Source organism: Streptomyces sp. 2P-4, assembly GCF_030167965.1.
In the GTDB taxonomy this organism is placed as follows: domain Bacteria; phylum Actinomycetota; class Actinomycetes; order Streptomycetales; family Streptomycetaceae; genus Streptomyces; species Streptomyces globosus_A.
Map to the genome: position 1 here is coordinate 4,599,072 of NZ_CP095011.1, position 13,193 is coordinate 4,612,264.

Consider the following 13,193-nt stretch of genomic DNA (forward strand, 5'->3'; position numbering starts at 1 on the left):
CGCGCGGCCCCGCCCCCCGCCCCGCCGCCCGCTCAGTTCTCGTACGTCTCCACCAGCGGCGGATGGCTGTGCCACGTGCAGAAGACGGATACCTCCCGGTCGCCCTTGGTGAAGGTGACCCGGATCCAGTACGGCTGCTTCCACACCTGCATCTGCCAGCCCGCCTCCGGCGTCGCCGAGACCAGGTCCGCCGAGTACGCGCCGAGGTCGAAGACGACCCGCCCGCCCGCCGCCGTGTACGCCTTCACCCGCCCGGCATCCCCGGAGCCGTCCGCGGCCTCCTGCCCCGCCGGGCGGGCGCCCGCCCCGGACGCCTTCGGCGACGGCCTGCCGGACGGCTGCCCGGCGGGCGGCGCGCCCGGGTCCGGCGGGGAGGCCGCGGCGGACGGCGACCCGGTCGGGGAGGGCGCCGGCGCGGCGGTGGGCGGGCGCTGCGTCGACGAGGACAGCGCGTCCGGCGCCAACGGCACCGCGAGCGGCGGATCGTAGGCCGTTCCGGACATGACGGAGTGCACGCCCCACCACGACAGCGTCACCGCCGCCCCGGTCGCCAGCATCCAGGCGAAAGCATGTACAAGTCCTCGGCGCATCAGGCCACATACTGCACCACCCGCCCCGAACGCCGCCCGACACCCCGCAGTGTCCCCCGAATGGACTACGGTGCGGCCCATGGCAAGTGTGCTCGTGGTCGAGGACGACCAGTTCGTACGTTCCGCCCTCATCCGGCACCTGACCGACGCCGCCCACACCGTGCGCAGCGTCGGCACGGCCCTGGAGGCCCTGCGGGAGGTCGCCCACCACCGCTTCGACGTCGTCATCCTCGACCTCGGACTGCCCGACCTGGACGGGGCCGAGGCGCTGAAGATGCTGCGCGGCATCACCGACGTCCCCGTGATCATCGCCACCGCGCGCGACGACGAGGCCGAGATCGTCCGGCTGCTCAACGACGGCGCCGACGACTACCTGACGAAACCGTTCTCCGTCGAGCACCTCTCCGCCCGCATCGCCGCCGTCCTGCGCCGCGCCCGCGCCGCCGCCGGGGCCGAGGCGCCCTCCCGCGTCCTGCGCGTGGGCGGGCTGGCCATCGACCCGCTGCGCCGCCAGGCCGAACTGGACGGCGCCGTACTGGACCTGACGCGCCGCGAGTTCGACCTGCTGGCCTTCCTCGCCGGCCGGCCCGGCGTGGTCGTCTCCCGGCGCGAGCTGCTCGCCGAGGTGTGGCAGCAGTCGTACGGGGACGACCAGACCATCGACGTGCACCTGTCCTGGCTGCGCCGCAAACTCGGCGAGACCGCCGCCAACCCCCGCTACCTGCACACGCTGCGCGGCGTCGGGGTGAAGCTGGAACCGCCCGCGTGAGCGGCGGCAGGGGGGCGCGCCCGTGAGGTGGGCCCTGGTCAAGGTGTGCCTGGCGGTCACGGTGATGGTCGTCGTGGCCTTCGCGGTGCCGCTCGGGCTCGTCGTCCAGGAGATGGCCAGCGACCGGGCCTTCTCCAACGCCGAGCGGCAGGCCGCCACGATCGGCCCGACCCTGTCCATCACCACCGACCCCGTACAGCTGCGCAAGGCGGTGGAGTCCACGCAGACGGGCGCCGCCGGGCGGATGGCCGTGCACGTGCCCGCCGTCGGCGGCAGCCAGGCCGTCGAGGTCGGCACCGGCCGGGCAGCCGTGCACGCCGTGGAGGAGACCCGCAAGCAGGGCCGGGCCATGACGGTCCCGCTGGCCCGCGGCGGCTCCGCCCTCCTCCAGCCCACGGCCCTCGGCTCCGGCGACATCGCCGTCGTCGAGATCTACGTCCCCGAATCCGAGGTCAGCAACGGCGTCGGCACCGCCTGGCTCGTCCTGGCCGGCGTCGGCCTCGCGCTCGTCGTCGGCTCGGTCGCCGTCGCCGACCGGCTCGGGGCCCGGCTCGTACGGCCCGCCGAGCGGCTCGCCGACGCCGCCCACCAGCTGGGCGAGGGCCGGCTGGGGGCACGCGTACCGGAGGCCGGGCCGAAGGAGCTGCGCTCCGCCGCCGTCGCGTTCAACTCCATGGCCGACCAGGTCGTCGAGCTCCTCGCCAACGAGCGGGAGCTCGCCGCCGACCTCTCCCACCGGCTGCGCACCCCCCTCACGGTGCTCCGGCTCAACGCGGCCTCGCTCGGCGAGGGCCCGGCCGCCGAGCAGACCCGCGCGGCTGTCGAGCAGCTGGAGCGGGAGGTCGACACGATCATCCGCACCGCCCGCGAGCAGCGCGCCCCCGCCGCCGGGGCGGGCGCCGGCTGCGACGCCTCCGAGGTGATCCGCGACCGGATGGGCTTCTGGTCGGCGCTCGCCGAGGACGAGGGCCGCACCGTCCGGCTCGCCGGGGTGGACCGCACGGTGCGGATCCCGGTGGCCCGGCCCGAACTGGCCGCCGCCCTCGACGCGCTCCTCGGCAACGTCTTCCGGCACACCCCCGAGGGCACCCCCTTCGCCGTCGACGTCCACGACGCGGGCGACGCCGTCATCGTCCTCGTCTCCGACGCCGGCCCCGGCATCGACGACCCCGACGCCGCCCTGCGCCGCGGGAACGACGGCGGCCGCGACGGCTCGACGGGCCTCGGCCTGGACATCGTCCGCCGGGTCGCCGAGTCCACCGGCGGCGACGTGCGCATCGGCCGCTCCGTCCTCGGCGGCACCGAGGTCCGGCTGTGGATCGCCCTCGACGGCCGGACCCGCGGCACCGGCCCGGACGGCGGCCGCGAGCGCCGCGGACGGCGCAGGCGGCGCGGACGCGCCGCTGCCGGTCAACCGACGTAACCGGCGGGCGCCGGGGGCGCGCCTCGCGGGGCGCGCGCGGCTCCGTGGGTACCGTCCGCGGCATGGACACCCTCATCTTCGGCGGTCTCCTCGCCACCCTCTTCGCCATGTGCCGGGAGTCGTCGCGGACGGCCGTGCTCGGCGCCTGGTGGGCCGTGCTCGCCGCGGTGGTCCTGCTGACGGCCCACCACGCCGCGGGCGGCCCCTCGCTCGGGGCGGGCCTCTGACCGTGGTCACGATGCACAGCAGCATGGTTCCGGAGACGCCGATCGAGGGCGGCCTCCTCGGGCGGGTCCAGTTCTGGTTCGCCTGCCTCTTCACCGCCGGCTGGGCGCTCGTCGCCGCCGGCGGCCTCGTCCACCAGTTCACGGCCGGGGCGCCGCCGTGCCCGCTCTGCGTCGTCCAGCGGATGTGCATGCTGCTCGCGGCGGCGGGCGCGGCGTACATCGTGCGGACGGCCCTGATGGACGGGGCGGTCTCCGGCCGCGACTACATGACCGGGTGGGGGCTCGCGCTGACCGCCCTCGCGGCGGGCTCCTTCGCGTCCTGGCGGCAGGCCGTCCTGCCGGGCGGCCGGGCGGACGGCGCCGCGGTCCTCGGCCTACACCCGCCCATGTGGGCGGCGCTCCTCTTCCAAGCCTCCGCCGCGGCCGTCGGGATCGTCCTCGCCCTCGCCCACGCGACCGCGGACCGGGCCGTCCCGGCGGCCGGGCCCGGGCGGTACCGGACCGCGGGGGCGGCCGTGCTGTGGCTCCTGCTGCTGGTCACCGCCGTGAGCCTGGCCGCGGTCTTCCTCCAGGAGGGCTTCCACTGGTTCCTGCCCGAGGCACCGCGCCGCTACGAGTTCTTCCACGACGTACGCCCCGGCGGGCTGTGGTAGCGCCGGCGGAGCCCTCTGCGCCGCGCACCCGGTCCGAGCGGTCCCGGCGGCCGGAAGAGGCCCCGGGGACGCGGAAGGGCCCCGGCCGCTTCCGCGGACCGGGGCCCTCCTGCCAGGGTGAGTGACGGGACTCGAACCCGCGGCCACCTGGACCACAACCAGGTGCTCTACCAACTGAGCTACACCCACCACGCCCGGTCGAAACCGACCGGCCGAAGAAAAGGGTACAGGGTCCCGGAGGGTGCTCGCGCCCCCGTTTTCCGGGACCCCCTCCATCGGGGCCGCTCCGCGTGCTATCCGGCGGGCAGCACGTACTTCGCGGCGATGGACCGGGCGGTGTCCGAGTCGGGCCCCGGCTGCGGCACGAAGACCGCCTCCCGGTAGTAGCGCAGCTCGGCGATCGACTCGCGGATGTCCGCCAGCGCCCTGTGGTTGCCGTTCTTCGGCGGGCTGTTGAAGTACGCCCGCGGGTACCAGCGGCGCGCCAGCTCCTTGACCGAGGACACGTCAACGATCCGGTAGTGCAGGTGGCTCTCCAGCGCCGGCATGTCCCGCAGCAGGAACCCGCGGTCGGTGCCGACCGAGTTCCCGCACAGCGGCGCCTTCCGGGGCTCCTTGACATGCTCGCGCACGTACGCGAGGACCTGCTCCTCCGCGTCGGCCAGCGTCGTCCCCCCGGCCAGCTCGGCGAGCAGGCCGGAGGCGGTGTGCATCTCGCGCACCACGTCGGGCATGGTCTCCAGGGCCGCGTCCGGCGGGCGGATCACGATGTCCACGCCCTCGCCGAGCACGTTCAGCTCCGAGTCGGTGACCAGCGCGGCCACCTCGATAAGTGCGTCGTCCGTCAGCGAGAGACCGGTCATCTCGCAGTCGATCCACACCATGCGATCGTTCATGCGTCCACCTTATGCGCTCCCCGGGGTGCGCTCCCCGCGCCGATCCGGCCGGGCCCGCACCCGGGCGGCGCCCCCGGGGACGGCGCAGGGCCCCGCACCGGTTCGAGACCGGTACGGGGCCCTGCCGTTCGGGGTGCGCCCCCGAGCCCGGCGCTACGCGTGCTCGCGCAGCACCCGGTTCGGGGCGTACAGCTCCGTCACCGTCGGGCCGGAGGCGGCCAGCGCCGCCGCCGCGCGCTGCGGCTGCGGGGTGCGCTGGTGCGGCACCGGCCCCGCGCCCAGGTCGGAGGCCTGCGCCTCGCCCTGGGGCCGGCGGGCCCGGTAGGCGGAGCGGTAGGCCGCCGGGGAGGACCCCAGCTGGCGGCGGAAGTGCCCGCGCAGCGCGACCGGCGAGCGGAACCCGCAGCGCCCGGCGACCTCGTCGACCGAGTAGTCGGAGGTCTCCAGCAGCCGCTGCGCCTGGAGCACCCGCTGGGTGATCAGCCACTGCAGCGGCGCGCTGCCGGTCAGCGAGCGGAACCGCCGGTCGAAGGTGCGCCGGCTCATGTACGCGCGGGCGGCGAGCGTCTCCACGTCGAACTGCTCGTGGAGGTGCTCCAGCGCCCAGGCGACGACCTCGGCCAGCGGGTCGGCGCCGATCTCCTCCGGCAGGGACCGGTCGAGGTAGCGCTCCTGGCCGCCCGTGCGCCGCGGCGGGACGACGAGCCGGCGGGCCAGCGCCCCGGCGGCCTCGCTGCCGTGGTCGGTGCGCACGATGTGCAGGCACAGGTCGATTCCGGCCGCGGTGCCCGCGGAGGTGAGGACGTCGCCGTCGTCGACGAACAGCTCGCGCGGGTCGACGTGGACGGACGGGTACCGCTTGGCCAGCGTCGGCGCGTACATCCAGTGCGTCGTCGCAGGCCGCCCGTCCAGCAGGCCGGCGGCGGCGAGCACGAAGGCCCCCGTGCACAGCCCGACGATCCGGGCCCCCTCCTCGTGTGCCAGACGCAGGGCGTCCAGCGCCTCCGGAGGCGGCGGCGAAGTGATGGAGCGCCAGGCCGGGACGACGACGGTGCCCGCGCGGGCGATCGCCTCCAGGCCGTACGGCGCGGTCAGTTCGAGCCCGCCGGTGGTCCGCAGCGGACCGTCCTCACCGGCGCACACGAGCAGTCGGTAGCGTGGAACTCCCGCGTCCTGCCGGTCGATGCCGAACACGGAGAGCGGGATGGAGCTCTCGAAGATCGGTCCGCCGCTGAACAGCAGCACCGCGACGATCTCCCTGCGGCGACGCCCCGCGAGCTTCCTGCCGGCGTCCGCGACGACGGCGGTGGAATCCTGGCTCATGGCTAAGCCCCCCTTGGGTGTCGCGACTCCTTGGTCTGGTCGCACCTGCACGTTTCCCCTCGGCCTTGCACGTGGATCCCCCGCCGTAAAACATGATCGAATCTACTGCGTCCGCTGGTGTCGGCGTGACAAGTTCAGCACGCAGCGCTATGTCGACTTGGCAACTTGGCGAAAAGCATTCGATCAGGAACCGTTCCGCTCCGCTACCGGCCTGCGGGGTCCTGGATTCGGCCGTGGCCGGTACTCATCGGGTCTTCCGGGCCCTCCGCAGCCGTTGACGCTGGTGGTGGGGGGCGGGACGGGGCATTCCGGCAAGGGGGCGGACCTTCCGGGAAGTTGGCCGAAACCAAGCGGGTGTGGTTGTGCGAACCAGTCAGTCCCGCGGGGCGCCCCCGCCCGGACCCGCACAGCCGTGCCGGCCGCCGCCGCGGGCCGCGCCCGCGCCCCGCGACTGCCGCCGGCGCCGCCCGGCGGCCGCCCGCTGCCGCGCCGGGACGAGGGCGGCGGCCCGCCCGGCCTGCTCGGACCGGCGGAGCATCACCCGGCACACGGCCGTGACCGCCACCAGCCCCAGGGTCGCCACCGCGGCCCCGCCGAAGGAGGTCCCGTAGACGACGAGGACGACCGGGACGAGCAGGCAGCTGAAGACCGCCCAGCGCACCACGTCACCCGCGGGATCGTCGTCCCGGCGGTGCGCGGACCGCACGGACGGGTGAACCGCGCCGCCCGCGGGACGCCGGGGGGCGCCGGCGTACGGGTCGGCGTGCGGGCCGGGGTGCGCCGGCTCGGCGGACTGGGCGGGCGGAACCGGGTGGCCGGGCACGGCGGGCTCCCTGCGGGCTCTTCCTGGACGGTCGGACGCCTGTCCAACGGTGCCCGGCGGGGCTCGGTCACTGCGCGCACGGGTGGCGCGGCAGCCCGCCGGTCACTGGCTGTAGGGGCCAGCGGCCATTGCCAACCAGGCCTGCCTCCGGCATGCTCCCTGGGACGCTCTCCAAGTGCTGCATGCCCTGGGCAGGACAGGAGTGTCGCCGTACCCTGAGGGGTAAGGGCTTGGGAAGATGCTTCCCGGACAGAGCTCCGTCACCCTCCGTCGTCGATTTCACCCACTGCCGCCCCGTCGTCTTGTCCCTTCGCCCGAGGACCTCTTCGCCGAGACACCCATGGCCGGTCACGAATTCCCCGAACCCGCGGACCGCAAGCGCAAGCCGCTCGCCGACCACGTGCCGAGCGACGTGCGCGCGGCGGACGAGGCGCGCCACCCCTGCGACCCGGCCTTCCGCCACGGCGTGGTGGTCGGCTTCGACGGCTCCACCTCCAGCGAGCGCGCCCTGGCGTACGCGATCGGCATGGCGCGGCGCTCCGGCTCCGGCCTGATCATCGTGCACGTGGCGAACCGGCTGCCCACCACCGTGTGGGCGGGCTGCGAGCCGCCGGTCTTCGTCGACGTGCCGGACCACCGCACCGAGGTGCTGGGCCTGGAGCTGGCCTGCGCGGACTACCTGGCCGAGGTGCCCTGGATCCTCGTCGAGCGGGGCGGCGACATCTGCCACGAACTGGAGGAGGTCGGCCGGGAGTATTCGGCCGACGCCATCGTGGTCGGCTCGACGCACGGGATCGTGGGCCGGATCTTCGGCTCGGTCGCGGGCCGCCTGGCCAAGCGCGCACAGCGACCGGTTGTTGTCATTCCGTAACCCCGCAGGTGCTGATTGTGCGGTTGTGCACCCCTGTAAAGGGTAGATAAGTGCTGCTGGGACGCAGCAACAACTGCAGATCGAAGGGAGCCCGCCGTGGACAACGGTGTCTCTGCGGGAAGCACGGCCTCCACCTCGACCCTCGGGAACCTGGCCCTGGGTCTCACCCTTCTCGCCTTCGGAATCGGACAGACCGGCATCGTCGGCGGGGTGTCCGCGGCCGACTCCGTCTCGCTCGCGACCTACGTCGGCGGCCTCGCCCTGTTCGTCCTCGGACTCCTGGAGTACCGCGGCGGAAACGGCTTCAACGGCACGGCGTTCGCGGGCCTCGGCGCCTTCTGGTTCACCTGGGCCCACGGGGCCGACGCCAAGGTCTCGGCCAACGCCGCCGGCCTGTTCCTGCTCCTCTTCGCCCTGCTCGCGCTGACGCTCACCCTGAGTGCGCCGGGCGGGCTGTTCGGCCAGGGGGCGTACGCCCTGCTCACGCTCTCCCTCGTCCTCCTCGCCGTGGGGACCCTCGCCGACAGCGGCGGCCTGGGCAAGGCCGCCGGCTGGGTGGCCGCCGTCTCCGGGCTGATGGCCTGGTACGGCGCCACGGCGGCGCTCGCCAACTGGCCGACCGCGCTCGGCCGGGCCTCCGGCGGCAGGAGCGCGGCCGCCGCGGGCTGACCCGCTCGGCGCCGTCCCGCCAGGCGGCGCCGCACGGGAAGGCGGCGCGGGTGCACGAACGGCCCCCGGTCCTCGGACCGGGGGCCGTTCGGCCGTCTCGGCGCGCCTCGGCGGGGCGGCGAGGCCGCCCGCCGCTGCTACTCGACGGTCACGGACTTCGCCAGGTTGCGCGGCTTGTCGATGTCCCGGCCCAGGGCCAGGGCGGTGTGGTAGGCCAGCAGCTGGAGCGGGATGCCCATCAGGATCGGGTCCAGCTCGTCCTCGTTCTTCGGGACGATGATGGTGTGGTCGGCCTTCTCCTGCTCGCGGTGCGCGACGGCGAGGATGCGGCCGCTGCGGGCCTTGATCTCCTCCAGGGCGGCGCGGTTCTTCTCCAGCAGGTCGTCGTCGGGGACGATCGCGACCGTCGGCATCGCCGGCTCGATCAGGGCGAGCGGGCCGTGCTTGAGCTCGGAGGCCGGGTAGGCCTCGGCGTGGATGTAGGAGATCTCCTTGAGCTTCAGGGAGGCCTCCAGCGCGACCGGGTAGCCGCGGACGCGGCCGATGAACATCATCGACTTGGCGTCGGCGTACTGGGCGGCCAGCTCCTTGATGTCCTCCTCGCCCTTGAGGATCTCCTCGATCTGGGCGGGCAGGCGGCGCAGGCCCTCGATGATCCGCTTCCCGTCGGTGACGGACAGGTCGCGGATGCGGCCGAGGTGCACGGCGAGCAGCGCGAACGCCACGACCGTGTTGGTGAAGCACTTGGTGGAGACGACGCAGACCTCGGGGCCGGCGTGCACGTACACGCCGCCGTCGGCCTCGCGGGCGATGGCGGAGCCGACCACGTTGACGACGCCGAGGACGCGGGCGCCCTTGCGCTTGAGCTCCTGGACGGCGGCCAGCACGTCGTACGTCTCGCCGGACTGGGAGACGGCGATGTAGAGGGTGTCGGGGTCCACGACCGGGTTGCGGTAGCGGAACTCGGAGGCAGGCTCGGCGTCGGCGGGGATGCGGGCCATGCCCTCGATGAGGCTCGCGCCGATCAGGCCGGCGTGGTACGAGGTGCCGCAGCCCAGGATCTTGACGCGGCGGATGCCGCGGGCCTCGCGCGGGTCGAGGTTCAGGCCGCCGAGGTGCACGGTGGAGAAGCGGTCGTCGATGCGGCCGCGCAGGACGCGGTCGACCGCGTCGGGCTGCTCGCTGATCTCCTTGTGCATGTAGGTGTCGTGGCCGCCCATGTCGTAGGAGGCGGCCTCCCACTCGACGGTCTCCGGGGTGGCGGTGGTGGTTGCGCCGGAGGTCGTGTAGGTGCGGAAGTCGTCGGCCTTCAGGGTGGCCATCTCGCCGTCGTCGAGGGTGACGACCTGGCGGGTGTGGGCGACGAGCGCGGCGACGTCGGAGGCGACGAACATCTCCTTCTCGCCGATGCCGAGGACGACCGGCGAGCCGTTGCGGGCGACGACGATGCGGTCGGCGAAGTCGGCGTGCATCACGGCGATGCCGTAGGTGCCCTCGATCGCCTTGACGGCCTCGCGGACCTTCTCCTCCAGGCTCTCGGCCTGGGAGCGGGCGATCAGGTGGACGATGACCTCGGTGTCGGTCTCCGAGACGAAGACCACGCCCTCGGACTCCAGCCTGGCGCGGAGCTCGGCGGCGTTGTCGACGATGCCGTTGTGGACGACGGCGACCTTGTTCTCCGCGTCCAGGTGCGGGTGGGAGTTGATGTCGCTCGGGGCGCCGTGGGTGGCCCAGCGGGTGTGCGCGATGCCGGTGGTGCCGGCGAAGCGCTTGGGGACCCGGGTCTCCAGGTCACGGACGCGGCCCTTGGCCTTGACGACCTTGAGCGCCGTGGACTTCGGGCTGTTGACGACGATGCCCGCCGAGTCGTACCCGCGGTACTCCAGACGCTGGAGGCCCTCCAGCAGCAGCGGCGCGACGTCGCGCTTGCCGATGTATCCCACGATTCCGCACATGAAGTACTGCCCCTCCTGAGGTTTCGGATTGCCCGTGCCGTGCCGTGCTGCCGCGGCGCTCAGCCGTAGACGATGCGCCGCAGCTGCCGCAGCGACAGCTCCGGCGGCGCCACGGCGCGGTGCGGCAGCTCGGCCGCGATCCGTTCGAAGATCTCGGCGTTGACCGCCCCGCCTGCCTGGAGTTCGCGGTGCCTGCGGCGGACGAACTCCTCGGTCGTCTCGTCGAAGTACGCGAGCACGTCGAGCACCACCCGTGCGGCCTCCCCGCGCTGGAGCGAGGTGCTGCGTACCAGGTGGTCGACGAGGTCGTCGTATGACGGGCGGCGGTCGAGCACTCGTAGATATTGACGGGAGAAGGGCAGGAACGCAAAGATCCTGCCCGAAACCGGGCAGGATCATGCTGGTCTGGACCAGCGGAATGCGCTGATCCGCTATGGAAGAGGTCAGAAACGCCGCAAAACGGCCTGCTTGGCCGCGGTGAACTCGTCCGCCGTCAGGATCCCCGACTGGTGCAGGTCGCCCAGCTCCCGCAGCCGGCGCAGCAGCGCGTCGTGGTCCTCCGGGCCCGACGGCTCCGGCGCCCCCGCCGCAAGCTCCGGCGCCGCCGCGGCCGCCGCCGGGACCTGCCCGGGCACGGCCGCCGGGTGCGGCATCCGCGCCGCCACCGCCGCCGCGACCAGCGCCATCAGCGGGTCCTTCCGGAAGCCGAACAGCTCCACCGTGTACGGGTCGTACTTGGGCGCGGGCGCCGGCGGGGCCCCGGCCAGCGTGAACCGGATCCACCCGTTGTCCAGGCCCTTGGACGGCGACCACTCCACCCCGCGCAGGTCCACCACCCGGAACTCCCGCGGGCCCCCGGAGCTCTTCGCCTCCTCCGTCGTCCAGTTCCAGTCCAGGCCCACCCGGTCGCCGTCGAAGGCCACCGTCCCGTCGCCCGCCGCCACCGTGATGGGCACCGCCGGCCCCGGCAGCAGGTACGCCTCCACGGGGCCCGACTCCACCTGCTCCAGCAGCAGCGCGTTGCGCACCTCGTCCACGAAGTACTCGGCCACGCCCGACCGGTCCGACTCCACCGCCAGCCGGTACGGGTCCGAGGACTCGGGCAGCCGCCCCCCGGTCACCTGGAGCAGCGGGCACGCCCCGTCACGCAGGCGGAGCCTGAGCCGGCCCGCCTTGCGGCCCGGCTCGAAGCTGATCCCGGCGATGGCGCGCAGCGGCACGACCACCTCGCCGAGGCTCTGGCGCAGCAGGCCCACCCCCTTGTCCCGCCCGGGCACGATCCGCACCGCGTCCCCGTCGAAGCCCCACGTACCGTCCTTCTGGATGATTTCCGCCATCCTGCGATTCTCGCACCGCCCCCCGCACGCGAGTTGGCCTATACCTGGGCCATGAGAGTCCTGCGACGCACGCTCGGCACCCTCCTCCTCCTGGCCTCGGTCGCCTCCTGTGCCACCGCCCGCGGCGACGACGCGAAACCCCGCGCCCCCCGGCCCGCCGCCCCCGCCGGCTTCGGGCAGCTCCTGCCGGCCCCGGCCACCGTCCGGGCGTCCGGATCCGGCCACGCCCTCGGGCCGGGCACCGTCATCCGCACCGGCCGCACCGGCAACGCGGAGGTCCGCAGGGTCGGCGAACTCCTCGCCGAGCAGCTCCGCGGCCCCACGGGGCTGCCGCTGCCCGTCGTCGACGCTCCCGCGGGCGGCGGGATCGAGCTGCGGCTCGACCCCTCGGCCCCGGACCTCGGCGACGAGGGCTACCGGCTGGAGTCCGGCCCGCGCGCCGTCACCCTCACCGCCCGCACCCCGGCCGGCCTCTTCCACGCCGGGCAGACGCTGCGCCAGCTCCTGCCCGCCGCCGGCGGCGCCGGCACCGTCCCGGGCGGCACGGTCACCGACGCGCCCCGGTTCGCCCACCGCGGGGCGATGCTCGACATCGCCCGGCACTTCTTCACCGCGGAGCAGGTCAAGAGGTACGTCGACCAGCTCGCCCAGTACAAGGTGAACACCCTCCACCTGCACCTCACCGACGACCAGGGCTGGCGGATCGCCATCGACTCCTGGCCGCGGCTGGCCGAGTACGGCGGCGGCAGCGAGGTCGGCGGCGGGCCCGGCGGCCACTGGACGAAGGACGAGTACCGCGACCTGGTGCGGTACGCGGCCGACCGGTACGTGGAGGTCGTCCCGGAGATCGACATGCCGGGGCACGTGAACGCCGCGCTCGCCTCCTACGCGGAGCTGAACTGCGACGGCAAGGCACCCCCGCGCTACACGGGCACCAAGGTCGGCTTCAGCTCGCTGTGCACCGGCAGCGAGCGGACCTACGACTTCGTCGAGGACGTCCTCGCCGAGGTGGCCGCGCTCACCCCCGGCCGCTACCTGCACATCGGCGGCGACGAGGCCTCCGCCACGGCGCCCGCGGACTACGCGGCGTTCATGGACCGGGCGCAGCAGGCGGTCGCCCGGCACGGCAAGACGGTGGTGGCCTGGCACCAGCTGGCCGAGGCGCGGCCGGCGCCGGGGGCGGTGCTCCAGTACTGGGGCCACGACCGGACCGGCGCGGCGGAGAAGGCCCGGGTCGCGGCCGCCGCGAAGGCGGGCCACCCGGTGATCCTGTCACCGGCCGACCGGCTCTACCTCGACATGAAGTACGACGCCGCGACGAAGCCGGGCCTGTCCTGGGCGGGCTACGTGCCGGTGCGCCGGGCCTGTGAGTGGGACCCGGGGGCGTACCTGGCCGGACTGCCGGCCGAGGCGGTGCTGGGGGTCGAGGCGCCGCTGTGGACGGAGACCGTCGCGACCCGCGAGGAGCTGGAGTACATGGCGTTCCCGCGGGTGCTGTGCCTGGCCGAGCTCGGCTGGAGCCAGGAGCCGCCCGACTGGGCGGAGTACGGGCCGCGCCTGGCCGCGCAGGCCCCGCGGATGGAGGCGCAGGGCATCGGCTACCACCGCGCGGCGGACGTGCCCTGGCAGGCGGGGGCCGCGGCGCGGCGGTAGCGGA

14 protein-coding genes and 1 tRNA gene are annotated in these 13,193 nt (G+C 74.3%); 7 read left to right on the forward strand and 8 right to left on the reverse strand.

Annotation, left to right across the window (positions count from 1 at the left end; all coding sequences use genetic code 11):
• Nucleotides 1-32 precede the first annotated feature (32 nt).
• On the reverse strand, nucleotides 33-590 hold the full coding sequence (locus MUK52_RS20325; RefSeq protein WP_284578891.1) for a hypothetical protein: 558 nt from the start codon (nucleotides 588-590) through the stop codon (nucleotides 33-35).
• Nucleotides 591-669: 79 nt separating this feature from the next.
• Between MUK52_RS20325 and MUK52_RS20330 the strand changes: the two genes are divergently transcribed.
• From MUK52_RS20330 to MUK52_RS20345, 4 genes are all read left to right on the forward strand, one after another.
• Nucleotides 670-1,359 carry a response regulator transcription factor gene (locus MUK52_RS20330; RefSeq protein WP_114057667.1) on the forward strand — a complete coding sequence of 230 codons (690 nt, stop codon included), beginning with the start codon at nucleotides 670-672 and terminating at the stop codon, nucleotides 1,357-1,359.
• Between the two features lie 22 nt (nucleotides 1,360-1,381).
• Entirely contained in the window at nucleotides 1,382-2,782 is a 1,401-nt protein-coding gene (locus tag MUK52_RS20335; RefSeq protein WP_284578894.1) for a sensor histidine kinase, read from the forward strand.
• Nucleotides 2,783-2,844: 62 nt separating this feature from the next.
• A complete protein-coding gene (locus tag MUK52_RS20340) occupies nucleotides 2,845-3,009 on the forward strand; it encodes a DUF5993 family protein (RefSeq protein WP_185902606.1) in 165 nt (54 codons plus the stop codon).
• Nucleotides 3,010-3,020: 11 nt separating this feature from the next.
• Complete coding sequence (locus tag MUK52_RS20345; protein ID WP_174250462.1) at nucleotides 3,021-3,662, forward strand: disulfide bond formation protein B; 642 nt, start codon at nucleotides 3,021-3,023, stop codon at nucleotides 3,660-3,662.
• A 116-nt stretch (nucleotides 3,663-3,778) separates the two neighbouring features.
• On the opposite strand, the gene MUK52_RS20350 is transcribed toward MUK52_RS20345, so the two are convergent.
• From MUK52_RS20350 to MUK52_RS20365, 4 genes are all read right to left on the reverse strand, one after another.
• A tRNA-His gene (locus MUK52_RS20350) sits at nucleotides 3,779-3,851 on the reverse strand.
• 104 nt (nucleotides 3,852-3,955) lie between these two features.
• Complete coding sequence (gene orn, locus MUK52_RS20355; protein ID WP_114057665.1) at nucleotides 3,956-4,558, reverse strand: oligoribonuclease; 603 nt, start codon at nucleotides 4,556-4,558, stop codon at nucleotides 3,956-3,958.
• Between the two features lie 153 nt (nucleotides 4,559-4,711).
• Entirely contained in the window at nucleotides 4,712-5,881 is a 1,170-nt protein-coding gene (locus tag MUK52_RS20360) for a helix-turn-helix domain-containing protein (RefSeq protein ID WP_114057664.1), read from the reverse strand.
• Between the two features lie 373 nt (nucleotides 5,882-6,254).
• The gene (locus tag MUK52_RS20365) at nucleotides 6,255-6,704 is read right to left on the reverse strand and encodes a hypothetical protein (RefSeq protein ID WP_428985459.1); all 450 of its coding nucleotides are present in this window, start codon (nucleotides 6,702-6,704) and stop codon (nucleotides 6,255-6,257) included.
• A 340-nt stretch (nucleotides 6,705-7,044) separates the two neighbouring features.
• Here MUK52_RS20365 and MUK52_RS20370 point away from each other — a divergent pair, with 340 nt between their 5' ends.
• Both MUK52_RS20370 and MUK52_RS20375 read left to right on the forward strand, forming a co-directional pair.
• A complete protein-coding gene (locus MUK52_RS20370; protein WP_114057663.1) occupies nucleotides 7,045-7,575 on the forward strand; it encodes a universal stress protein in 531 nt (176 codons plus the stop codon).
• A gap of 96 nt (nucleotides 7,576-7,671) precedes the next feature.
• The gene (locus tag MUK52_RS20375) at nucleotides 7,672-8,244 is read left to right on the forward strand and encodes a GPR1/FUN34/YaaH family transporter (protein ID WP_284578899.1); all 573 of its coding nucleotides are present in this window, start codon (nucleotides 7,672-7,674) and stop codon (nucleotides 8,242-8,244) included.
• A 137-nt stretch (nucleotides 8,245-8,381) separates the two neighbouring features.
• On the opposite strand, the gene glmS is transcribed toward MUK52_RS20375, so the two are convergent.
• From glmS to MUK52_RS20390, 3 genes are all read right to left on the reverse strand, one after another.
• Nucleotides 8,382-10,199 carry a glutamine--fructose-6-phosphate transaminase (isomerizing) gene (gene glmS / locus MUK52_RS20380; protein WP_114057661.1) on the reverse strand — a complete coding sequence of 606 codons (1,818 nt, stop codon included), beginning with the start codon at nucleotides 10,197-10,199 and terminating at the stop codon, nucleotides 8,382-8,384.
• A gap of 59 nt (nucleotides 10,200-10,258) precedes the next feature.
• Entirely contained in the window at nucleotides 10,259-10,534 is a 276-nt protein-coding gene (locus MUK52_RS20385; protein ID WP_114057660.1) for a hypothetical protein, read from the reverse strand.
• A gap of 108 nt (nucleotides 10,535-10,642) precedes the next feature.
• Nucleotides 10,643-11,536: a DUF4429 domain-containing protein gene (locus tag MUK52_RS20390; protein ID WP_114057659.1), complete on the reverse strand. Its 894-nt coding sequence runs from the start codon at nucleotides 11,534-11,536 to the stop codon at nucleotides 10,643-10,645.
• Nucleotides 11,537-11,587: 51 nt separating this feature from the next.
• Here MUK52_RS20390 and MUK52_RS20395 point away from each other — a divergent pair, with 51 nt between their 5' ends.
• On the forward strand, nucleotides 11,588-13,189 hold the full coding sequence (locus MUK52_RS20395; protein ID WP_284578903.1) for a beta-N-acetylhexosaminidase: 1,602 nt from the start codon (nucleotides 11,588-11,590) through the stop codon (nucleotides 13,187-13,189).
• Nucleotides 13,190-13,193: the final 4 nt, after the last annotated feature.